Source organism: Bradyrhizobium sp. ISRA430 (assembly GCF_029909975.1).
GTDB lineage: Bacteria > Pseudomonadota > Alphaproteobacteria > Rhizobiales > Xanthobacteraceae > Bradyrhizobium.
The window spans coordinates 7378211-7401225 of the sequence record NZ_CP094516.1 but is presented as its reverse complement, the minus strand read 5'-3'; the positions used below and the strand labels follow the sequence as shown (position 1 = coordinate 7401225).

Here is a 23015-nt window from a genome sequence, read left to right as displayed (position 1 = left end):
TGATTTCGTTTTCGTCGGCGATTCGCGATCGGCGGAGCAAACGAGATGCTGGGGCGCAAGGAGCGGGATCAGTTGGAGCTCTTCATCACTGGCTCGCTCAAACAGCTCGTCCCAGATGAGCACGTGCTGGCGCGGGTCGATCGTGTGCTCGACCTATCTTGGCTAAGGGAAGAGGTCTCCGACTGCTATTGCGCGAACGACGGTCGGCCAGGCATCGATCCAGAAGCCGCGGTACGCCTGATGCTCGCGGGTCTGCTCACCGGCATCGTACACGATCGCAAGCTGATGCGTGAGGCTCAGGTCAACATCGCCATTCGCTGGTTTGCTGGTTATGGCCTGCACGAGCAGCTACCGCACCATTCCAGCCTGACGCGCATCCGCCAGCGCTGGGGCGAAGAGCGATTCCGTAGGATCTTTAAACGCACGGTCGAGGCCTGCCTGAAGGCCAAGATCGCAACAGCCGAAGTGGTTCACATCGATGCGTCGCTGATCCGCGCCAACGTGAGTTGGGACAGCCTCACCGAGCAGCATGTGGTGGATGTGCTGAGCGAGAATCAAAGCGAAGATGAAAGCGAGGCTGAGAGGAAGGGCCGGCAAAGCGGCAAGTACAAGAAGATCTGCACCACCGATCCGGATGCGACAATGGCCACCAATGCCCGAAACCGGCGGCTGGAGCCCGCTTACAAGCAGCACACTGCCGTCGATGACAAGGTCGGCGTTATTCTGGACGTCGCGGTCACGACTGGACAAACGAACGAAGGGGAGATGATCGAGCCGCAAGTCGATGAGGTTGAAGCGATTGCGGGCATCGACATCAAGGTGGTCACCGCCGACGCGGGATATGCCTACGCTAAAGTCTACGGTGCGCTCGAGCGGCGCGGCATCGATGCCCTGATCCCAGCTAAAGCCGAACCAATCAAGAGTCGCGTACCGCTCAGACGCTTCCGGTACGACGCCAAGAACGACATCTTGAAGTGCCCGCGAGGACGTATCTTGCGCCCCGCGCGGCCCATCAAGCACGGCCGTTTCTTTTACTCGAAGGCGAAGGATTGCGCCCGGTGTCCGCTCAAGGGCGATTGCCTATCCAAAGGGCGAGTTAACAAAGCGGTCGTTGTCGGTGACGATTATCCGGCACTGCTCCGCGCCCGCCGCCGTCGCGAGCGATGGAGTAAGCAGGATCGACGGCTCTATCAACGCCATCGCTGGCGCTCAGAGGGCTTCCACGGCGAAGCCAAAACCTGGCACGGACTAGCGCGCGCCATACGGCGCGGTCTACCGAACATGAAGATCCAAGCCTACCTGACGGCCGCCGCCATCAATCTGAAGCGGCTGGCAGCCGCTCTGCTTGCGCTTATTCTGCCTTGGATTGTCCTCATAGTGCGTTTGCGGCTTCAGATCGCCCCGTAGCGGGTTTTGATGCGAGGGCCACGACGGGGCCGGTCGCTGCATCGCGCGAAATCTATTGGCCACTTCTTCAACGACCCCACGCGGCAACGCTGCCAGGAGGCGTTGAGCACCTTGGCGACGGTGGCCTTGATGCCCTCATGGGCATCAGACACGACCAGCTTGACGCCGCGTAGGCCGCGGCGCGCGAGCTTGCGCAGGAACGCGGTCCAGAACGTCTCGGCCTCGGACGGGCCAATATCCATGCCGAGAACTTCGCGCCGGCCGTCACTGTTGACGCCGACCGCGACAATCACCGCGACCGAGACGATGCGGCCCTGCTGGCGCACCTTCACGTAGGTGGCGTCGATCCACAAATACGGCCAGTCGCCCTCGATCGGACGGGCGAGGAACGCCTTCACCTTATCGTCGATCTCGGCGCAGAGCCGGCTCACCTGGCTCTTGGAGATGCCGCTCATGCCCATGGCCTGCACGAGATCGTCGACCGAGCGGGTCGAGACGCCCTGCACGTAGGCTTCCTGCACCACCGCGGTAAGCGCCTTCTCGGCCATGCGACGGGGCTCCAGGAAGCCGGGGAAGTAGGAGCCCTTGCGCAGCTTGGGGATGCGCAGTTCGACCGCGCCGGCGCGGGTCTCCCAAATGCGGTCGCGGTAGCCGTTGCGCTGGGCCAGGCGCTCGGGGCTCTTCTCGCCATAGGCGGCTCCGGTCTGGCTTTCCACTTCCAGCTCCATCAGGCGCTGGGCGGCAAAGCCGATCATCTCGCGCAGCAGATCCGCATCAGGGGTCTTCTCCACGAGCGTCCGCAGGTTCATCATCTCGTCGGTCATCGGTGGTTCCTCGAATCAGGTTGGTGTCAGCAACCCGACCCTACCGGCGAATCGCCGGTGACCACCGCAAAGCCGTCCGCCCGCTACGGCGCTATTGTAGGGCGCGCGTGCGGACGGCTTTGCTCTACCGAGCTACACCATCACTGGGGACACGACCCGTTCTCATGGAGAATGTCAGGGAAAGATGATGTGCTGAGCGCCAGAAAGTCGCAGGCAATTCGAGATGACATGGATGCGAAGGCGCGGCAATGAGCCCCTCGGCCACGAAGCTGGGGTTTCCATCCAGGCACAGCGGTCAAGACACACAGGAACGGCACGGCCGCCTCGTTTGAGGCCGCCCGCGCCGCTTTCGAGCGACCGTGGAAGGAGCTCGAGCCGACTCTGACCGAGGCAAATTACGACGCTTGGCGCGACGATCGCGATGCCACGGCGTGGAAATACCGGATGTGGGGTGAGCATTGCCGGATGCCGGCGCAGACCCGGGATGGCCGTTCGCACTGCTTCTGCGGCGCCGAGATCACCAACACCACGGTCACCGACCACATCCGCACCGCGCACCGGGGATCGGCGCATGAAGATGACCGCGGATCGGCCGTATGCGAAGCCGGAAGCCGCAGCGCGCCGGCTACTCGAGATCTGCCGAGAGGTGCAGCCGGTCCAGGATGGGCGACTGCACATCGAGAAGATCAACTATCCCTTCCTGTTCCGCGACAAGGGCAGCCCCGCCGAATATCGGGCCGGCCTGGATCTGCTGGTCGAGCGCAAAATCCTCTTCATGCATGAGAGCGGAACCTACGTCCGGATTCTCAACGGAGCGGACTCGCTTTTAGCCTGACCGCGCATAAATCTCTGGCATGGCTAAACAATTCGAGTTCTGCAAGCCGGAAGCCAGGAAGGTTGTGCCAGCCGGCAAGGATTGGATCCACGAGGTCAAGTACGATGGCTAGCCGTCCGACAAGCCGAGCAAATGATCCATAAACGGATCAGGACCCCGGCTGATGATCTGTGGAGGTCGCACGGCTGCGCCTCGCTAGAGTTGGCGGGCGTCGACGCCCTCGCCCGGAAACTTCTCGCCCTCCAAATCGAGCCGGTGGACCTCGTGTTCCAGAACCGAGGTAACATCGATGTAGGCATCGAGCGTGCTTGACGCCTCTTGCGCAGTTTTTCGTTATAGAGCGAATCCTTCCGCCGAAAAGCACCGTTTGAGGGCGGCTAGGCTCCGGCGGTGTCCGCCTCAACACGGGCACGCATCCGAAGCCCTAGCCGCGCCAGCCCCGGCTGGGGTTTCTTCGTGCACCGGACAGCCAGGTGGTAGACTATCAAGCTAAGATTGATTGGGGAGCCTTCGCTGCGCTTCTCTATTTCCTTTGGAAGCTGCCGTTCTGAAGCGTGAAGACGATTAGCGAATCGGCCGTCCTGGTGTCGAAGCAACCAAACGCCTATTCGCAATTGCAGATCGAGCGACAACATTTTGAACAGTTCATGGCGTATAATCTTTTAAAGCTAGCATTGCAGGCTCGGGAAATGGCTACTGGTTGCGACCCGGCCGCAAGAGAGTTTCTATCGACGCTCGCAAATAGGTTTGAAGAAGAAGCGGCCGGTCAAACTGCCAAGCAAAGGACGGTGCCATTCTGGCCGATCGTATCCGCACTGTGCATTGCGCTCTTGAATATACTGCTGGTCACATACAGCGAGCGCGACTATCTACCGCCGAAACCGCCGCCGTCCCCGGGCGCCTACAAACTTCCGACGCCGTATAGGATCTATCCAGATGGCTTTGTCTATTCGGCGCCCATCCCCCAGCAATTCGAGGCTTATGCCGACGATGACAACGACACGCAGTCATCGCCGGTTGTGCTATATGAGGATGATAAGCCGCTCGCATGGCCTCATGCCCGCGGCTATTTGGTTTCCGAGCATGGTCTGGGACGCTACTCGCTGCAACCTGGCCATGTCTTCTTCTCCAGAAGCGACAACAGCGACCCACGTTCAAACGGCCGGTCCTACTGGCTTGTGCTACCGAGCAAATCCGACGAGCGGGCGCCTTAGCGTAGCTCTTTAATCCATCACCTAGTCAAGCCTCGCATTCAGCTCGCGCGCGGGCACAAAAAAAGCCCCGCAACCCTTTCGGGCTGCGGGGTGGAGGTCCAAGGGAGGAGTGATGCGTGCGCATCGCCCCGGGGTCTGCCGGCGCCGAGGAGGACCGGCAGTTATCTACAGCGCAGGCATGCGCTGCGCAGGAAAGCTGCCCGCTGACGGGACGGTCTGCAGTAATCTCGCGTCAAAAAGCGCATATCGCGCACAAAGGCAGCTTGCCATGCGACATCCTTCCTGCTCGCCGGTCTATCCCGCGAGGTGATCGGCGGTCGCGAGGCCCGGTTCGGATTCGCCTCTGTTGCCGGGCCTCGCTTCTTCGATCCACCGTCAGATGTAGAAAAACAGGACCGCCGTCGCGATCGCGAACAGCACTGAGCCTATCCAGACATTCCGGCCCCAGTCATCGGGGGCGAACACGCGGATGACACAGATGATGCCGAGAACCGTGACGATCGCGCCGAGATGAAGGATGGGCTCGCCCTCTATCCGTGTCGTGTGTAGCCACCACCACCTCGGCCGGTGATGATGCAGACCCCGCTCGCGAACACGAAAATCGAAATGGCGGCCTGCAATCGCATGCGCTGAAAGCCGTTCTTCCTGACCTCGCGCGCAATGTAGAGGCCAAACATGAAGCACGCGAAGAGGAGCAAAACGAACAGCGTTCCGAACGTCCCTTCGAGGGATCATGACATCAGCATTTCAATGCGTCCCCTTTTCTGCGCCAGCCCTCATCGACTTCATGTCGTGGACCAGTCCGGCCAAAATGTCCGGATTGCTCGCCGTCTCGCTCGACAACCGCGAGTACGCTATCGACTCCAAGAGTTTGCCTTGCGCCTCTCGGATACCTGCGGCTCATCGCGGGTCATGGTCTCGCAGAGCATTCTCTGCTTCTGCCTGGTCGACCTCTTCGACGTCGAACGGATAAAGGATGCGCATCTTGCGCAGGATCGAACGAAGGTTCATCGAGTCCTCCGTGACAACACCCCTTCGATCTTGCCCGACAAGAGATCGACCTTGGCCTTCGTGTCCGTCAGGTTTGCAGAGCGGACTGAATGCTGTTGCGAGCTCAGTGACGATCCCGGTATTGACTCGCACCGCTTCGGCCTGCGAACCGACGACCGTGACAAGATCCTTCAGCCTCTCGATATTGCTCTCGTGATAGAACTCGATCCGCTGGTTCACCATCTCGAAGGCCTGCGCTTGAGCCTTGATGGCTTCGGCGAGCTAGCGCGCGCTTTCGTCGAAATACGAAAGTCTCGCCAGAACGATCGTCTTGCGAACCTTGCGCGGACAGCAGGTCGTAGTCCCGATGGGCTGCAAAAAAACAGATTCCGGTATCCGGATGATTTGGTATTCGACGCGCTTGCGCGAGACGATAAACCCAGGTCCATTTTCGGAGAGGAGGCTCGACTGACGTGACACCTGCCGTCCGTTCCGCGAGAGCGAAACACGCTGCCAGATCATACTCGATGCACCAAGTCCGCAGAGATCCGCGAGGTGGGTTTCCGGATCTTGAGTAAATTGGAGCGCGCCCTCCGAGAACACCGCATCCGGCTCGCCGAGCCAATTCTGAGCCCCGGCAATGCTGGTGAAAAACTTGAGCCCGTCGCTCTCAAACTGTTTGGCGCGCTCAGCCATGGCGGGCGTCTCGACGACGGCCCAGCGCACTTCGGGCGAGGTTGATTTCGCCCGGAAATAGTGGATGCCGCAGCTTCCGCCGAAATCCAGGACGGATCTGAAATTCGCCATTTCAGGCCATGGCGCGATCGGCTGATCCAAAAGACGCTTCGTCTTTTGAACGATCAAATCAACGAGTTCCGGGTTTTCGTATCCCGTAATCGTCTCCGATGGCGGCAATTGCCAAAGGATGCGGTTTCCAATCTTCTTCAAAATTCTCATGAGTTTCAGGCTACACCCTCACCCAGGGCGTGATCAACCGCTGCTAGAGCCATAATGGCGTGCAACTGGAGCCCGCGGGAGTGGTTGATCCCCCGACCTGCCCCTTACGAAGGGGCTGCTCTACAGTGCGCTACGCGGGCATTGTGCCGGCGGCAGGATTTGAACCAGCGACCTTCGTCGTTACCATGCGCTGCGCCACGCCGGCGAGGAAATTGACAAACGGCCGGGATTATCCCGGCCAACAACGTCCGCTGCCTGAATAGATATGCGCGATCTGGCAGGGATCGATAGCTGCAAAGGCGATTTTAAAAAGAAAACAACCCAGTTGATGAAGCAGAATAGAAACTATTGCAGATAGTGTCTCGTCCGATGCATCTGGCCGGGATTCGCTTTGCCATCAGCAAGACGTCCAAATTCGTTGTGAGTTGATGAGCTGCATTAGACAGCGACGAGACGCCGCTGAAGCAAGGCGCCCCGACGCACTTCGCCGGGGGGCTGAAAGTGCGCTGGGGTCGCCCCAACATCATCAGTACATCCGTGATGATGCTTGTGGCAATGAGACAACCAGCGTGGCGGAATTGAGGCTCATGCGTTCGATACTAGGGATCAATACTTGTTTTCGTCAGCTGCGCCAAAAGACTTGAATCGCACGTCGCGTCACGTTTTGCTATTGCGCTCCTCGCGCTCTCATCTAGCGACCAACTTAACTTCCGTGGCACGCCGGCCTTTGATGGGAGGCATCCGTTAAACTCTGTGAGCAACCAAAACGGCTTTTGCTTGAAAAAGGCGGTTTGAAGATCCAGCGGCAAGCTCAGCTGGCTCCTGGTGAGACCTACAGGTCCATGTTTTCGTCGCAAAAATGACTGGCCGTCAGCGAATGCGAGACGACGTGCCCTCGGATGAGCGATTGATCGTTCGCGCAGGCTCGTCGGGTTCGTCTAGCCGCTTTGACCTGCTCGCAGGAGAACATTCATACCTAAACGTCCCGATAATCGCCAACGAGCGGCTCTCACTCCCTGCACTGCCCCTAAGCTGCGTTGGCAGTAACATCGAAAACGGGACCAGATCTCAGAAACCACTAGGCGGGTTTGACATAACGCAAAGACACAAGAGAGGGCATCGGTCAGCTTCATGCTGTTTGAGCATGGGAAAGTGAAGTCTTGCAGATCTCCCTTCTAAACAAGTATTGCGATGTTCGCCTGCCTTGGTACACCATCTATCCAACCGTACCGGATTTCTCCGCGATGGTCGGTGCCAAAACTTGTGAGACATGGCTGAGGCGGCTGCCGCCCGACGAGCCCGTATCGCTCTACATCCACGTTCCGTTCTGTCGCTCTATATGTTGGTATTGCGGCTTCCCTACAAGCCTTACTCGCGGCGAGCGACCGGTCCGCAATTACTTGGCAGCAGTGCGGGACGAGATAGGCTTGGTCGCAGAGCAAGTGCCGCGCGCTCTGCCGGTGAGCGACGTGCATTTCGGCGGCGGGACGCCGACCACCATTGCACCGAGCGATTTTCTGGCCTTGATGGAACTTCTGCGCCACTGCTTTGCATTCAGCAAATCAGCTACCATCGCCATAGAAATCGATCCGCGTGGGGTCACGGCCGAGATGGTGGAAACGTTGGAAGCGGCGGGGATCAACCGCGCGAGCATCGGCGTGCAAAGCTTCGACCCCGTGGTCCAAAGGGCGGTCAACCGAGTCCAGAGCGAGGAGCTCACAGCTTCGGTCGTCGAAAGTCTACGCCAGCATGGCATAAGCCGCATCAATTTCGACCTTCTCTTCGGACTGCCACATCAGACGGTGCGGTCCTGCGTGGACTCCGCGCGGACAGCTCTGGCCATGCGGCCAGACCGGCTTGCGGTTTTCGGCTATGCTCACGTCCCCTCCTATATGAAGCGTCAGCGCCAGATCGATGAGACGGCGCTGCCGGATAATGTCGCCCGCGCTGAGCAAGCCGCGGCTATTGCAGATACGCTGGTCTCGGCCGGCTACCGCCAGATCGGGCTCGACCATTTCGCCCTGCCCAATGACGAGCTCGCGCTGGCCCAGAAAGCTGGTCGGCTGCGCCGCAACTCTCTGGGCTATTCGGCTGATACCTGCAAAACCGTAATCGGCTTAGGTCCGTCAGCCATCGGCCGTCTGCGTGACGGTTACGTCCAGAACGAGATCGCAACCGCCTCCTATCACCAACACATTCAGGCTGGCCGTCTGGCAACCTCAAAAGGCTACTGTCTCACCGCCGAAGATCGCCTCCGCGCCGCAATCATCGAGCGTCTGATGTGCGATTTGCAGGTCGACGTACCAGCAATCTGTGCTGCTCACGGATTTGATCCGATGCCTCTTCTCGATTCGGCCGACCGCCTGGGAATGCTTGCCGAAGACGGGATAGTGGAGATTGAAGAGGGATTCATTCGGGTCAAGCAGGAGCACCGGTTTGTCATTCGCGCTGTTGCTGCCGCGTTCGACACTTATCTCGACCGTACCCCCTATTAACTCAGCCACGCATGTGAGCAGATCCCAAACCTCTAAGCTCTTGGCGAGGGAGCGATCCGAAGAAGCGCCTCGGGCAGACAGGCCAGATTTCGAGGATGCGGCGGCGGTGTGATGACACGACCGTTCAGATATGGTCTCAAAACTGTCGAAGGCTGATTAAAAAGGGAGCTGATTGTAAGGAGAGGCGCAGCGCGCTCCGCCGTTCAGAGCCACGCCTCGATCATGCGGAAAGTGCTCTGCCCCACCTCCCCTTGAGTGCTCTATGATCGTGACGGCTTCAGCGACATGCCGCTGGAGACGCCGGCGCCCGCACAAGCTTCGGGTATTTTACGGCTGGAGCCAGCTTTGCGAAGCTACGGCCCGCCTCCTCGAGCACAGTTGGAGACTCGACCACGCCTGCAGCGTCTCAGACCTCAAGGCTCGGCTGTCTTCGGTCCGGCGATCACTGGCGCGCCTCCGACGGAAATAGGTCCCTGTGGTTTGGACCGCCCGAAGCGTTTCCTGGCGGCGCTCGAAACAGCCCGGGCTGACGACAAAGGAGGCTCGGAAGCAGCAGAAGGGACAGCTGTTAAACTCTGCAGCGAATCGATCCGCGAAGTCAGCATGGTGATCTGATCCAGGATCCCTTTGAGGTCATCCCGCTGGGCATTGATCCGGCTGTTGAGTACTGCGATCTCATCGCCAGTTTTCTGCTGTGCCCACTTTATCTCAAACAAGGATGCCCTGTCCTCCAGTGACAGGCTCATCGTTGAAGCGACGTCCTGGGCTTCCGGCGCCTCGACAAACTCTTCAAGGTCAGCCCAAAGCCAGGCGCCAGCAGCACACGAGCCAACGAGGACAAGCGGGAGCACCAAAACCGGGAGAATCCGTCTTGACGGCCCGTGCAAGGGCGGCCGCAAGTCTGAAGCGGCCGCTTGATCAATCAAGTCCATTGTCCCTCGCTCAAGATCCCATTCCACCAGGCTTGTTTTGTCGACGCGATAGCCTGCGATGCTCACGCGCTCCAGGAGCTGCCAGCGTCGACAATAATCAATCTTGGCGAGCTTGCCGTCGGCTGCCCTGCTCCTATGAAACGCTACTTCTTGAGCAACGCAACGCGACAATTTGCGCGTTCTCCATGATAGCGTCACCAGCGAGCAATGGTACTCATCTTCGCCGGCGATGGCGCTTTTCTCATCATTCAGAAGAACTTTGCAGATTTTCTTAGCGTGCCACGGCACGAATGCAAACCGTCAACTGATTCTGCAGTGTGTACGATGGAGCCCCGCCTCACGCCTTGCCGAGACCAGCAACTTCATCCGGGAAGCGCCACGTGAGCGCCACGGCTGATCGGCCGAGCCGCAATGGCCGATTGGACCGGCAAGCACTGCACCTGGTCAACTACTAATTCCGGCAGATTGTTCGAGATGATGGGCTCGTGGCAAGCGAGACCAACGAACGCCGCGCTCGTCAAGGATTCGGATGCAAGACAGGTTGTGCCGCGCTGACGGCAGCCAGCAACGGCTCGCCGATACCCGCCGAAGCCGCTCGATGGCTGATTCCTCCGGCCTCGTGGGCCATCACGTTGGATGTTCTGCTGTGGTTGCCGCGCGCGCAAATTCAAAGGCTCTTCGGCCTTCAAGCCTGGCGATTGTATCGTGTTTCGCTGACAACGATCCCAACGAAGCGCTTCGTGAAGCCAAGCCTCTTGCACGGCGAGCCTTGCTTCCCGGCAGCTGCTGTTTCGTCCAGAAAGCCGCCTTCGATGCAAATGCGCGACACCGCCAGGCTCGCCTGACTCGCAGTGAGCAGGGTGGACATTCGCAATGTTTTGGTGGCCAGGACAGCAAGCCCCCGCGCGCTCGTCGTGAGCATTTGCCGAGCCTGCGCTCTCAGCTGGCTCTCGGCGCACCGGCGTCATGCACAAGCAAAGTTTCGGACCAGATCATCATCGCGCCACGAGCTGAGAGGTTCAGGAAGCCTTGGTGGTTCTCTTCGGATGGATCGAGTTCTGGCTCGTCCCCCTTGCCCTCGGACGCGAAAACGCCGGGAGCTCACTCTGGGCCAATCAGGCCGCAGTTCAATCTATTCATGGCCGGCAGACATGGACCCGAAGTACGCCATGCGTGATTGCCTTCTTGCGACGACCTCGCCTCGGACATACTCGGCTACGGCAGCACTTTCTTTCAATTTCAGGCCAAGGGGAAAGCAATCTGGGCTTGTTGTCGCGCTTTCGCTAGCGGTTTGTCTGGTCGGCAATTCCGTACTGGCACAAACCGCGAGCGGACTCGATCCTAGTAACCACCCTGTGGATCAGGCCAGCAAAAGAGGAAAGACTTCCGATCGGGCCGCAAAGCTCCGGATCGACCTGATCCGTCAGACAATCCGCCCTTCTGCCCCGCCGCCAGCAGCAGGTCCCGGAGTGCCTTTCGTGAAGCGCGGCAATGCGGACAAGGCTACTCAGACGAGACGGCAAAAGACGATAGATCCCTTCGAAAGGTACAACAATCTGCGTGAAAAAGGGATGTGGCTCAACATACCTGGCCCTGCGGACACGATTGATCAGGACACGGACGGCGTTAGATCGGCGCTGGCAGATGTCGGCATTGGCTACATCGGCTGGACACACAACAGCTTTGCAAACAACCAGCTGCCGAATGCAGCCAGAAGCACTATCGCAAACCAGCTCTATATGGGCCAGAATCCGACCTTCGCGTCGGCAAACTTCATGATCGTCACCTACGATCTCAGCCGGTTTGGCATTGCCGACGGACAGATTGTCGTAGGAGCCGAGCAGCAATACTGGACGTGGGAGCGCCCGGGACCAGATCGAGTGGGAATCAATACGCTCGCCTACTACCAGACTTTCTTCGACAGGACGCTAGAACTCAAACTTGGCTACCTCAGAAACCAAAATGAGTTCACCGGCACATTGTTCGGAGGAATTACAGGATCGAACATGTCTGCCTTGTTCCAGGCAGGGATGAGCACCAATGCTGCGCCGACGCCGGCGGTCAACTTGAAGTACAATTTTGACGATCGCTTGTACAACAAGGTCTCCGTCCAGCGCTCAATCAGCCCAGATGGTGCCTATGCCCACATAACCGAGAATCCCACCGGCTTGAACTGGAGCACGGCCAATGCGGGCATCCTTCTCGTTGAAGAAGCCGGCTACAAGAGCAAGGCTGCTCCCGGCGTAGCCGACACGTGGCTGCGGGCGGGCGTTGGTTTGAACAGTAGCCGCTACACGAATTTGGCGGACCCCAAGCAACAAAGGGAGAGTGGGAATAATTTTCACTACATCGCTGCGGACAGGCAGCTCTGGCAGATTGACGCGAGTGGGACGCCGTCTCGCGGCATCTATGGCGGCTTCTCCATCATGGGAGCTCCGCCTGACCTCAACAGGATCAGCCAATATTACGAGCTTCGTCTTTATGCGAAAGGGCCTTTTGATAGCCGGCCCAGTGATCTGATTGCAATCGTTGCTAGTAACACGAGCTGGAGCAAATTTGCGGTGGATGCTGCCCTGGCTAAAGGCCAGCTTGTGCATCGTGATACCACGGCAATCACCGGAACATATACCGCCCATCTTGCTCCGGGAATATATGCAGGCGTGGGACTATCATACATTCATAACCCCACAAGCATCACGCACACGCCCCAAACTGAACACGCGCTCAATCTGCTGGTATCTACGTTGATATTCTTCTGATCATGGCAGACGCCATCCTGATTCCGCCATCTCGTGACGCATGGGACCTGAGCTTCGCGAACTTGTTGAGGAGACCGGCTGCATCTGCGCGAGATGAGCCCATCTAGGGGTGCGCCAGCTGTAAGAGCTTATGGACAAAAGATCTCGTTGGACCCCAAGCAAGGCGAGGCGGAGTGTTCAGGAGAAGCTGGTCCCGAACGCGGTCATTTCCCAGGTTAGTCACCGCGATAACTCTCCGCTGCGGAACCATAGCCAAGTCAGGTTCTCGAAAGCTTGCTCGACTAGGCAGACCTGTTCAGGTGATCCTGGAGTGAGGTTAGCGTGGACCCGCAAGATTTTGACCCGTTTAACGTGCCAGATTGGTCGCAGGTGCAGCACGACGTGCCGCAAGAGCCGCAGACGAGCCAGGCCGGACAAGACGGCTTTGAGCAGCACTTGGCTGAGGCAAAGCAGGCCGAACCCGCTCCCGTTGGCGATCGAGGCTTCTATCCCCATCTATCTACAGAAGACCGGGGCCTTATCGACAAGGCGATTGCTCACTATGTGGATCAGAAGAATCCGCAACCGAATACGGTCAGGCTTTATACTCAGGCACTTCGTCGACTGGCGAATGATCTCCGCGCCCGTGGCCAAACGACTGATCTAAGGAACCACCAGTCCCTGGTTAATCACCTAGATACCTACTTTCCAAATGACGCCCTCATGAAGACAGGCGTAAGCGTCCTTCGTGCGTATCATGATTCCGGTCATTTGGTTTGTCGCGGGCGACCGCGCGCGCTCCCCTCAGCGAAAGACGCATCTAACGATGGCCGGCAATCCCCGGATGAGGCGATCGATCCACGGGCCCAGAGCAATCTCCTGGCAAGTGAGGAGCTCCCCATCAATCATGAACATGACACAGCTCAATCGAGAGCAGCGAAAAGACAGAGGACGCTGAACGATCTGGAAGAAGTTCTGGTATATCGGAAACCGACCGCAAGCGCCGCTTCAGGAGGAAGTGGCGGAGCAATGCCGATCGCCTCAACGGGCGTCATAGTCCGGGGGCAGTGGGACAGGCGACCTCTTTATCCGGAGGATGCTGCCGATATCTTCAGGCTTGAGGAGGCGCTTATTGCGGGCGGGACGGCCTCCGTTACGGCGAAGCAGCATGCAGGTTCTCTTATCGGCTATAGCCGTTGGCTCTTCGCAAAAAATAAACCAAGCATTGTTGCTCGGCTAGACGGCAAATCGCTGAGCGATGGCAGTGACGTGCGCGAGTTCAGCGGTGCCTCTAGTAGCAATAGACTCATTAAAGCATTAGAGCATCTGCGGACCTTTCGGTCGACGGGGGGCGTCGTGCCCATCGTGCGTCCGGGGCGTACTCGCGCTAAGCTCAATCCTTCCCCTCAGAACGTGGCGCTCATCAATCCCGAAGGCACTTTACTGACAGAACCGACACGCATCGACAGCGCCGCTGCGCAGCACCGCGCGTCGTACGAAGCTAGTCGGCAAGAGGAGCATCAGGAGGGACACGACAATCAACCTGTCCCGTCGGCTCTCCTCGACGGACAGGTCGCGGTCGATCCAGAGCAGCTTCCTCAGGAGCAGCTTCGGCGCCTGCGCGACCATCTTGATGACCAAGCTATCCCCTTGCCAGTTTCCCTGCCTTCAGAGGAGCTTCAGCAGCTGGAAAAGGAGTTGCGTAACGAGCTTCACCGGCAATCGGAGGATCCCCCTGACCCCTCGTTTTCCTTTGATACAGAAGAGTTTATCATTGATCCAGAGCAGTTCTCTCCAGCGGAGTTTTGGCGACTGCTCGAGGATGAAGACGCACAGGAGCTTACCGAGGGGCGAGATGATCAACCCGCCAACTCGGCTTTCATCCAGGAGCAAGTCGCATCCGATTCGGAGCAGCTCCCTCAGGCAGATCTTCGGCGAGTACTGGATCATCTCGATGATCAACCCAGCGACTCGCCCGTCTCCGTCCCTCCAGAGGAGCTGCGGCAACTGGAAAAGGACTTGCACGACGCGCTTCACGGACTAAGGGATGATCACTTCGCTCCTCCTGTTTCCATTGATCCAGAAGAATTTACTTTCGAGCCAGAGCAGTTTTCTCCAGGGGAGCTTCGGCGACTGCTTGATGATGAATAACCAGAGGCGAGACGTCCGCTTTCGTGCAAGGGCACATCGCTTTCGGCGCAGAGCAGAGTTCGCAGGAGCGACCGTCGGGGATGCCGCGATGTTATTGCCCTGCCCGAGCCATCGTCGAGGCCAACCGTCTACTTGACGCCCATTTCTTGGCGAGGGTCGATCCGCCCCACATGGCATCGGGGTTGTTTGTTGTACCGAGTAGAGGCGGGTTCTCCCATTGGCAGGCTCTTCTGCCATGGGTGATCGATTAGCGGTTGTGGTGCGAGATAGCCGTGGACGAAGCTAGTCTTCGTGGCTTTAACGGACCGATGTCGCCTCAAACTCTGGCGATCATGGGAAGCCTGTCCCGACCATCAAGACTCAGAACGGCAACCGGAAAAGCCTCCCTCCTCGTTGTGCCGCCTGCTCTTGTGATTTGGTTTCTCTGGGGATTCGTGGTTTTTGCCGCTGGGTCCGTACTTAGCGCCTCCGGATCAGGCTGTTGGCAGCGATAATTGGGGAATTCTGAAAACAGGCGTGCTCGTTCCTCCCTGTGCGTTATCAGTAAACGTGATGGTACCAGCTAACGTGAGCATCGGCTATTCAAGTGCGGTATCATGATAAACTTCTGAGAACGCTTCGGCCCCGGCTTAAATCATGGCAGCGAACGGTCCGACGCGCTCATGTTTCAGCACCACGAATACGGCACAGCGAACTAATGATGAAGCGACACAATGAGGCAAACGATGCGCGCAGGAGGCCGTTTGTCATTCAATTTGACAGCTGCCGGATGTTGTCTCACATGCGGATCTTGCAGGGCAGCGTACCCCTATATCCACACTTCCGTGTCGAATGGGTCGTTTGGCCCGATCGGGTTCACGCCGCGCTCTTTTGAGAGACTGTCGCTTCGAAATTTTTTGAGCCAGGCTCGGGCCTGATGTACGGACAGCGGAGAGGTTGCCGCTTGAGAAAACTGACTGAGCCAACATCGCCGTCGAAATCAGGCGTGTATTCACGCCCCACCTCTGCGATCTGCATCGATTGGGTGCATCGCCGGTCAAGCGCGGCCTGATAGAACGTCTCACGCGAGCTGCCCGCCGAGCATTTGGAATTGCAGCCAACTTGCTTCTTCACCGAGGTTCGGGATAAACGCGAACGCGCTGGCGTCCTTCGCTTTCCACCAACTCGCCTCTATATGGCATTCCGCGGATTTCGAAATAGGTCGGCCGCCCGGGCTGGGGCATGATGCCCTCGCCTTCCAAAACGCGCACGAGGTAAGGCGGCAGGAACCGCTCCCTATGCTCCCAGCCGCCCCGGATAAGATGGCCAAGATCGACTGCACCTTCCCCGGTTTGCCTTGCGCTTACGATTGGCCGTGGACGATGCAGCGGCCGGGATGGCCCGGCTTCGTTCATCCCAGCGGCGCGCGGGTGATGGATCAGGCGAATATCTCTGCGACCGCCCGGTCCAAATGTCGCCGAATAGCGCTCCCCATTGATTGCAAACTGACTTGGCTCGAACTGGTTTGGCAGCAGATTGATGTTGCCCAATACATCGATCAGCACGTCTGAAGCCGCCTGGGAGCCGTGGCGCCAGTTGGCGCCAACGATTGCTCCAATGTCCCGCAGCTCCGAAGCCGCCCCCGGCTGTCCTGCGAACGGCGAGGCGGCCGCAAATTCAGGTGCTGGCGCGGAGCGCGCATCGTCACGCAAGTCGTGGGGTGTGGGTGGATCCAGATCAACGAAGGACTCGAGACCGCCGTAGATGTTTGACCATCGAGGCCTCACGGACGAAGGCGATGCGGGTTCTTGCATCTGTTGCCCAAGCCATGCCCAGGCTCCCTGGCTCGGGGTGGCTGGAGTGGCAGGAAGCTCGAGCGGGGGCTGAGCTTGCGCAGCCCAGTGCGGCGCCGGCGCTGGTGAGGCAGGTTCATGGATTTGGTCGCCGAGCCAATCCCAGGCTCCCGCGCTCGGCGTCGCAGGCGTTGCGGGAAGCAGCTGGGACGAGCCGGCCCGCCATCCGCTTTGCGGCGCCGGCATCGATGAGCCAGATCCGTGCATTTGCTCTCCAAGCCATTCCCAAGCTCCCGCGCTCGGCGTGGCAGGCGTTGCGGGAAGCTCCTGTGGCGAGCGGGCCTGACGAGCAGCTTCCGCAGAAGGCTGACCCGGGTCCTCAGGAGGGGGCAATCCCAGTGCCCTGTTCGCCTCAAGGATTTGCTGGTAGAGCCCAAGCCTGACCAGATCAGCGTTGATCTTGCTGTCCCCGGTCTCGTGCTTGTACTCCTCGACGTCCTGAGCGAGCCCAGGGGTGGAAAGTCGGCCGGCGATCGGCTGTCTATCATGCGTCTGCAGCCACTCACTCAGCCTGAACATGCGGCGAGTTTGCCTGTCGATCGTCTTTGGGTCGATCCTGTCTGTCGCCTTTTCCGCCGCCGCCCACATGCGAATGAGGGTTGCGTCCTCAGCATGAGGAGCCAGCCGGCGGACATCGGCTGCCAACGTGTTTCCGGCACCGACTTCACGAAGCTTCTTCAGGGCCGCCTTGATTCGCCTGCCGCGGTCCTTTGCGTAGGTGTCGACGTCCTCATCGAGCTCAGCTTCTAGCTGGTGGTTTTCCACATCGGGATTTACCAGCTGCGCGTTTTCAAATTCGCGGCGAATTCGATCGGCAATTGAGGGCCTGCCGGCGTCGCTCAGGCGCGCGCTCAAATGGCGCAAATCGGCTGCCGCATTCTTGATAGTGCCATCGCTGAGATTACCCGCCGCCTTGTTTCGGAAATCTTCAATGAGCTCCTCATCGGCCGAATTGACCCCGCGCGTCCGGCCCGGCTGCCTGGCATAATCAATTCGTACATTCGTCGAAAAGACGTCAGATTCTCCCGCGTCACGCGACGACTTTCCGCCAAGGGCCTTGCCGATTCCCGACTTGAAGCGTGACCATAATCCACGGCTTTTTCCGCTCTTGGCCGAGGCGGCAGACTCTGCGTCCGGAAAGCTGTAACGTGCGCTGCTGAACAGATCATCTCGCAAACTAGACTGCGGCACTTGCGCCGAAGTGGGAAGCTGGAAGCTGGCAATGTCTACGCTCCGTCGCGTGCCGCCTAGCGCACTCTCCCTGAAAGCGGAGTGCGGCGGCACCCGCATCGAACCGCCGAAATCCTCCCGCCGGACTGCTCGACCACCTCCTGCGGGAGACCGCTCAGGCGAAGCTGACTTGCTTTGATCAGACGGATCGAGATTCAAGTCCTGCAGCCGCCCTTCAAAGTCACCCTGCTCGCTTGGGCTGCCCGTTCGCTGCCCACTCCGCCCCTGCAGGGCGGCGTACTCTCGCATCCAGGCTCCTGAATCGAAGAATGGGTCAACCGGATCCATCCTGCCCTCCTCATGTTTGCATAGACCCTGCAGCAATCCGTACGGTCTGGATTACGGCCAAATAGCAGCTCGTTCAGCAAGAGTCAGATTCTTGATTGTTGTAGCCGCAACCTTTCGAAAAGCTGACGAGATCAGGATATTACTGGGCGCGAGAGTGGCCTGGGATCGGCACTCGCCTGACTAGGGACGGGGTCGCTCCAATTTTGCCGCACCTCTTCGCCGGCCTCCAGTTCGAGCTGACGAATTCCTCGACGGACGGAACAATGGATCGCCTGTCGATCGTGCGCCGAATTCAAGCATCGCCGCCCGAACATTTAGCTGCCTCGTCAAACCGAGCTGGCTGGCTGCGGCAGCGCCTCCGCAACCGATGATTTCACCGCTGCACGCCTTGGTCTCCTCGACAACTTTTCGACCGAGGAGCTCTCGTCGCGAAGCGCCTTCGACTGGACGTAGATACGCCCTCGAAATTTTCGTCACTCGGCAAGACCGAAAGACCCTCATCGACGGCAGCGCATTGCCAAAGCGCGAAAGCACCTCGGCAGCGATGGCCGAGCCTTCACGATCGATCTTTGGGTACCGCCGCGGAGCAATAATGGATATCGCTGCGGCGGTTTGGGAGCCTCATAGTTCGAGGCCACGCTCTGCGAGCACACGTTGCATGACCTCGCCTTTGATCTCGCCAGCGATCTCGTTTCGGACTTGGGCTCCGAGCACCCGCTCGGCATCCGCATCGCCTAGAAGACCATGCTCGACCAGTCGCTGAGTCAAGCGGGTTTGAAACTCGTCGCCCATGGCGTCGAGCACCCGGTCTCCCATCGCGGCATGTTCGTCTGGAGCGATGCGCCTCAGCACCGTCTCCCAGGGTTGCCAGCGGCTTGCCATGTAGTCGGTGAACTGGCTTGCTTCCCGCTCCCGGACCAGGTCGAGCGCCTCCGTCGCATCATCCTCGCTGACGTGAGAGACCTCTAGGAAGCGCATATCAGGGGCGAGATGATAGAGCTCCAACGGCTCGCGCAGCCGATGTTGATAGGCCAGATAGACTTCGATGTCGTCTACGTTCGGGTTGCCGCTCGCGAGCGAGTTGATCCTGTCGCGCGCGATCTCGTCCAACGCCTCCAAGCGGAAGGCGACACGGCCGCGCTGGATCAGATCGCCAAGCCGATCGTCATATACCCCGTCCTTGACGTCAGCGTTGATGCGCGCGGTCTGCATACCATTCCAGTGCAAGGTGACCCGATCCTCGCAGCTCGTGTTGGCCTCGGAAGCCTGTGCAAAGAACTGCTCGCGCAACGTCGGATTGGCGGCCGCCTGCCGTAGATCGTCAGCCACTGCTTGCCGAAACCCGTTATTGCCGTAGTTCACGCTGCCTCGTAGCCTCTCCAGGAACTGTGCGTAGTCTTGGGCGCCGGGCTCGTCCGCAAAGTGCTCCCATTCGGCCAGCGTGGCCGGGTCGTCTGCGAGCCAGTGTGCGGCAGCTTCATGCAGGGATTGCTGCGCAAGCTGCGGTGGCGCTTCAGCCGCCGCCAGATGAGCGAGGATGTCGTCCGGCAGCGCGTTATCCTCCAATTCGAGTCTCTCCAGATGCGGGTAGTAGAGGCTATTATTCGGCACAAGAGCATCTAAAAGACCTTCAGGCAGGCTGGTCAGCCGGTTACCGCTGACATTGAGTGATTGGAGCGTGCTCGGAAGTGGGTCGGGGAGGTTGGCCAATTGATTGCCGCTGACATTGAGTTCAACGAGCCACGAGGGGAGGGACACCGGGAGGTCGGTCAACTGATTGCCACTGACCGCAAGCGAGGTGAGCCCGCTCGGGAGAGCATCCGGCAGGCTGATGAGCCGGTTGTCGTTTGCGTTCAAGATCTCGAGCCCGGCCGGAAGGTTTGCCGGCAGACTGGTCAAGCTGTTGTCAGCAACCTCTAGCTCAGAGAGGGTCGCCGGAAGATCGTCCGGCAAACTGGTCAAGCGATTATGGCTAATGAGAAGACGCTGGAGACCGGGTGGGAACGCGGCAGGCAGGCTGCTTAGCTCGTTGTGCCTGGCGCGCAGTTCCAGCAACCTTGGCGGAAGGGCGGCGGGCAGAGCGGTCAGTGAGAGCGAGGACAAATCCAGCGAGCGCGAGCCTGTGTTATCCGAATTCCTGATTCGTCTGCGCCCCTGTCGCCTATTCTCGGCTTCGCACTGCCCTTCTTCGGCAACCCAATTGTCCAGGATCTGTGCGCGCGCGGAGGCTGGGGTCCGATACCCTGTCAACGTTTCGACCAAATTCGCGACGGCACGATTGAAGCCGCCGAGGTAGCTTTCCTGCTCCACCTCTTCAAATGCGTCCGGGGAGGAAGCCGCGCTCCGCTGTGCGTGTCCTGTGTCCATCAATCTCTCCATCGTCAGAACTAACGAGTACACCTCCGCTTCCCAAGGCCGCGAAGCAGCTAGGTCCGCAGAGCAAATGATCATTCGAAGGCGTGTGCGCGTGGTCCGCGACTGCCGTCCAGCACCTCTTCGACACAGGCCGATACGAGCCTAACCTGGACAATAGATCGATACTGCTGCCCGCAGTCTGCCATCTCGCAGGCCAGACAAGTCCGGAGTACCGTCAACGGTGGCAGCCTTCGCCCTTAGCAGGCCCACCTGTCGATCAGCTGACGAGTGTCGCCGCAAAAACACCCAGATCGTTGGGCTCCCCACCAACGGCAAATACCAGCGCGGCAGCGATTGTCTTGGCACGAGAGAGGACCGACGCGGACGTTGGGCGTTGGAGAGCGTGCGCTCTTGCTTCGCAGGTAGTTGGAGAAAGGCACCGCCGCCGCGCGTGGGCTTTATACTTGAGCGGCTGCTGGGTGGTTATGCGCGGAAACGCGTCAGCGGAAAATATCTTACGGTCAGCGGATCGGCCGATCAAATCCTGCACCCAGGGTCATGCCAGCTTCGTTGCCATCGATGCCACTTACGGCGACAGTCTGTCAGCTTATCGAAAGCTACTGGTCCTAGAGCATTGTCACCGTGGGCTGAGTCTGCGCTCAATTTCGTGAGGAGGGTGGGATGGATCCAATTGAGACAGGACATATTCAGAGCAACGGTGGCATCCCTTCTGTATCTTCCGGACAGCAGGACGGGCAAGACGAAGACGCGGCGCAGTGGAACGCGGTCGTGACAGGCTCCGCAGCAAACTCCAGAGATTCCGCCCATATTGAGGGCGAGGGAGATGAGGTGCTTGAGAATTGGGCTGCTGAACCGGAGGTAGGCCCGCTCGAGGATCGGGAAGAAGCGGTGCGCCGAGTGAATACTCTGGGTGAGACCACTACACTGGATCTTGGATCGCTGTCCCTTACAAGCCTGCCAAGACTTCCGAGCATTATCGTTGCGCTTGATGTGCCCTTCAATCGGTTGACCACTCTGCCCGATAGCCTGCCTGCTTCGCTCCGGCGTCTTGACGTTAGGGGCAATCAGCTGACCACCCTGCCCGAACTCCCGACCGAGCTCAGAGGCCTCGACGCGAGCTCAAACCGGCTGAGGAGCCTGCCTGGGGTCCTACCTGCTGAGCTCGAGCATCTCGACCTCAACCACAATCAGCTGCAGGAACTGCCCGAGGTGCTCCCTGCTTCGCTGCAGTTTCTCCGCGCCAGCCACAATCAGTTGGCGAATCTGCCGGAGACCCTTCCCGCCACCCTCCAGTTTCTCGACGTCAGCGAAAACCAACTGACGCGTCTGCCGCGGCACCTCCCTGCTTCGCTGGACTTTCTCGACGTCGGCCAAAACCAATTGACGAGCCTACCGGACGACCTGCTGACGCAATTGGTCGCTCCTGGCAGCATAGTTCTGACCGACAATCCTCTGCCCGAGCAGGTGCTCGCGAACCTGGATACAATCCTAAGCGCCGAGGACTATGCCGGTCCAACCGTCTACCATTCGCACAATGACGAAAGTGAATTGTCCGAGACAGACGATGAACAGCCCGATGCTCTCATTGAAACGGTCGCAAACTGGCTCCGGGGAAATCCACAGGAGGGTGATCGAGAGGTGCTGGCCGCTTGGCAGAGCGTCGCTGAAGAGCCGGGCGCCCGGGAATACGCGCTCTTCCTTGGCAAACTGTTCGAGTCCGTGAACTCTGGCAACGAAGAATTCCGGCAGTCAGTGGCCAATGATCTGCGCCAAGTGGCGCAAAACCCGGAATTGCGTAAGCGCTACTTCCAACTGGCCCTGGACGCCAACGAGAGCTGCGAGGATCGCAGAACTTTGACCTGGAACGGCATGCAGACCGCACGCCTCATCGCAGAGGTCGAGAACGGCGCCTATAACAACAAGGCCCGGCTTCCCGATCTCATCGATCTGGGGCGGGTCATGTTCCGCCTGGACGCGCTGGACAGAATTGCGCGCGAGAAGGTTCACGCGCTAGGCTCGGGCAGCAACGTCGAAGACATCGACGCCATTGAGGTCTCTCTTGCTTATCAAAATAAGCTCCGCGAGCGGCTGGGACTGCAACACGTCGCCCCGAACATGCGCTTCTTTGAGGTTTCCGGTGTGACCGACGCTGACGTTGACAGTGCAGAGACATCCGTGCGCAACCGAGAGGCGGCGGAATTCGCCGACTATTTGGCGATGGACTGGCAACCCTGGGACGACGTTGTGAGTCGTATCGCACCCGAAGACCACACCAGGGCGCACGACCAGCTCCTTGCTGCAATGGGCACGGAGTTCCACAGCCGGCTGCAGCAACAGCTCACCGACAAAGGTTTGATCGGGGTCGAAGCTGACCTTGTCGAGGATGCCAAGATAGAGTTGGGCGCCGCAGTTCGCAAAGAGATCGCCCGTGAGATCAAGGGGGCTCTCAGAGATAAGGTGCTCAATGAGCACGGCCTCACCCTATGAAGCGGCCTTTGCAGTATTAGAGCAGCTTCCGGCCCGGTCACTCCTAGGTCCTCAACCCGGATGGTTGTCTCAGCTCACCGGTGTATGCCAGGCGGGCAGCTCTGATCGTCTCTTACCCTGGATGCAGGCGAACGGCGGCGAAATGGCAATCAGCTAGTTCCTATCGGATTCCTGGGAGTTGCCACCATCGTAATGATCGCCTGGCTTGCAGCGATAGTTTGGGCGAGTTGGAGTTTGATCACGAGGATTCTACGGTAAG

The 23015-nt window shown here is 59.2% G+C and carries 14 protein-coding genes, 2 tRNA genes and 1 pseudogene; 8 read left to right on the top strand and 9 right to left on the bottom strand.

The features are described from left to right. Positions 1-45: 45 nt before the first annotated feature. A complete protein-coding gene (locus MTX21_RS34845; protein WP_280965647.1) occupies positions 46-1407 on the top strand; it encodes an IS1182 family transposase in 1362 nt (453 codons plus the stop codon). Between the two features lie 77 nt (positions 1408-1484). Here MTX21_RS34845 and MTX21_RS34840 read toward each other — a convergent pair. Further along, positions 1485-2231, bottom strand: a pseudogene (locus MTX21_RS34840) (IS256 family transposase); the annotation flags it as partial. Between the two features lie 571 nt (positions 2232-2802). Between MTX21_RS34840 and MTX21_RS34835 the strand changes: the two are divergent. After that, positions 2803-3066, top strand: a complete 264-nt coding sequence (locus MTX21_RS34835) for a hypothetical protein (protein WP_280968991.1) — start codon at positions 2803-2805, stop codon at positions 3064-3066. A gap of 554 nt (positions 3067-3620) precedes the next feature. Then, entirely contained in the window at positions 3621-4280 is a 660-nt protein-coding gene (locus MTX21_RS34830; protein ID WP_280968990.1) for a hypothetical protein, read from the top strand. Between the two features lie 530 nt (positions 4281-4810). Here MTX21_RS34830 and MTX21_RS34825 read toward each other — a convergent pair. From MTX21_RS34825 to MTX21_RS34805, 5 genes are all read right to left on the bottom strand, one after another. After that, positions 4811-4957, bottom strand: coding sequence for a hypothetical protein (locus MTX21_RS34825; RefSeq protein WP_280971336.1), 147 nt, complete (start codon positions 4955-4957; stop codon positions 4811-4813). Positions 4958-5180: 223 nt separating this feature from the next. Then, positions 5181-5513 (bottom strand): hypothetical protein, encoded by a 333-nt coding sequence (locus tag MTX21_RS34820; RefSeq protein ID WP_280968989.1) that lies wholly within the window; start codon positions 5511-5513, stop codon positions 5181-5183. A gap of 39 nt (positions 5514-5552) precedes the next feature. Then, a complete protein-coding gene (locus MTX21_RS34815) occupies positions 5553-6227 on the bottom strand; it encodes a hypothetical protein (RefSeq protein WP_280968988.1) in 675 nt (224 codons plus the stop codon). 66 nt (positions 6228-6293) lie between these two features. Beyond that, positions 6294-6367: transfer RNA gene (locus MTX21_RS34810), tRNA-Thr, on the bottom strand. Positions 6368-6371: 4 nt separating this feature from the next. Next, positions 6372-6432: transfer RNA gene (locus tag MTX21_RS34805), tRNA-OTHER, on the bottom strand. A 955-nt stretch (positions 6433-7387) separates the two neighbouring features. Here MTX21_RS34805 and hemN point away from each other — a divergent pair. Continuing rightward, complete coding sequence (gene hemN, locus MTX21_RS34800; protein ID WP_280968987.1) at positions 7388-8722, top strand: oxygen-independent coproporphyrinogen III oxidase; 1335 nt, start codon at positions 7388-7390, stop codon at positions 8720-8722. Positions 8723-9135: 413 nt separating this feature from the next. On the opposite strand, the gene MTX21_RS34795 is transcribed toward hemN, so the two are convergent. Continuing rightward, a complete protein-coding gene (locus tag MTX21_RS34795) occupies positions 9136-9942 on the bottom strand; it encodes a hypothetical protein (RefSeq protein ID WP_280968986.1) in 807 nt (268 codons plus the stop codon). 197 nt (positions 9943-10139) lie between these two features. Between MTX21_RS34795 and MTX21_RS34790 the strand changes: the two genes are divergently transcribed. The 3 genes from MTX21_RS34790 to MTX21_RS34780 all read left to right on the top strand — a co-directional run bounded on the left by MTX21_RS34790 (position 10140) and on the right by MTX21_RS34780 (position 14543). Next, on the top strand, positions 10140-10499 hold the full coding sequence (locus MTX21_RS34790) for a hypothetical protein (RefSeq protein WP_280968985.1): 360 nt from the start codon (positions 10140-10142) through the stop codon (positions 10497-10499). Between the two features lie 633 nt (positions 10500-11132). Continuing rightward, positions 11133-12413 (top strand): carbohydrate porin, encoded by a 1281-nt coding sequence (locus MTX21_RS34785; protein WP_280968984.1) that lies wholly within the window; start codon positions 11133-11135, stop codon positions 12411-12413. Positions 12414-12734: 321 nt separating this feature from the next. Next, positions 12735-14543 carry a hypothetical protein gene (locus tag MTX21_RS34780; RefSeq protein ID WP_280968983.1) on the top strand — a complete coding sequence of 603 codons (1809 nt, stop codon included), beginning with the start codon at positions 12735-12737 and terminating at the stop codon, positions 14541-14543. A 1109-nt stretch (positions 14544-15652) separates the two neighbouring features. Here MTX21_RS34780 and MTX21_RS34775 read toward each other — a convergent pair. Further along, a complete protein-coding gene (locus MTX21_RS34775; RefSeq protein ID WP_280968982.1) occupies positions 15653-17893 on the bottom strand; it encodes a hypothetical protein in 2241 nt (746 codons plus the stop codon). Positions 17894-18514: 621 nt separating this feature from the next. Then, positions 18515-20260, bottom strand: a complete 1746-nt coding sequence (locus tag MTX21_RS34770) for an NEL-type E3 ubiquitin ligase domain-containing protein (RefSeq protein ID WP_280968981.1) — start codon at positions 20258-20260, stop codon at positions 18515-18517. 669 nt (positions 20261-20929) lie between these two features. On the opposite strand from MTX21_RS34770, the gene MTX21_RS34765 reads away from it, so the two are divergent. Continuing rightward, a complete protein-coding gene (locus tag MTX21_RS34765; RefSeq protein ID WP_280968980.1) occupies positions 20930-22756 on the top strand; it encodes an NEL-type E3 ubiquitin ligase domain-containing protein in 1827 nt (608 codons plus the stop codon). Positions 22757-23015 lie beyond the last annotated feature (259 nt).

Bases quoted from the DNA above. Each gene is read 5' to 3' on its own strand.
- MTX21_RS34845 (WP_280965647.1), top strand. From the start codon at position 46: ATGCTGGGGCGCAAGGAGCGGGATCAGTTGGAGCTCTTCATCACTGGC.
- MTX21_RS34835 (WP_280968991.1), top strand. From the start codon at position 2,803: ATGAAGATGACCGCGGATCGGCCGTATGCGAAGCCGGAAGCCGCAGCG.
- MTX21_RS34825 (WP_280971336.1), bottom strand. From the start codon at position 4,957: ATGTTTGGCCTCTACATTGCGCGCGAGGTCAGGAAGAACGGCTTTCAG.
- MTX21_RS34820 (WP_280968989.1), bottom strand. From the start codon at position 5,513: ATGGTGAACCAGCGGATCGAGTTCTATCACGAGAGCAATATCGAGAGG.
- MTX21_RS34815 (WP_280968988.1), bottom strand. From the start codon at position 6,227: ATGAGAATTTTGAAGAAGATTGGAAACCGCATCCTTTGGCAATTGCCG.
- MTX21_RS34775 (WP_280968982.1), bottom strand. From the start codon at position 17,893: ATGGATCCGGTTGACCCATTCTTCGATTCAGGAGCCTGGATGCGAGAG.
- MTX21_RS34770 (WP_280968981.1), bottom strand. From the start codon at position 20,260: ATGGACACAGGACACGCACAGCGGAGCGCGGCTTCCTCCCCGGACGCA.
- MTX21_RS34765 (WP_280968980.1), top strand. From the start codon at position 20,930: ATGGATCCAATTGAGACAGGACATATTCAGAGCAACGGTGGCATCCCT.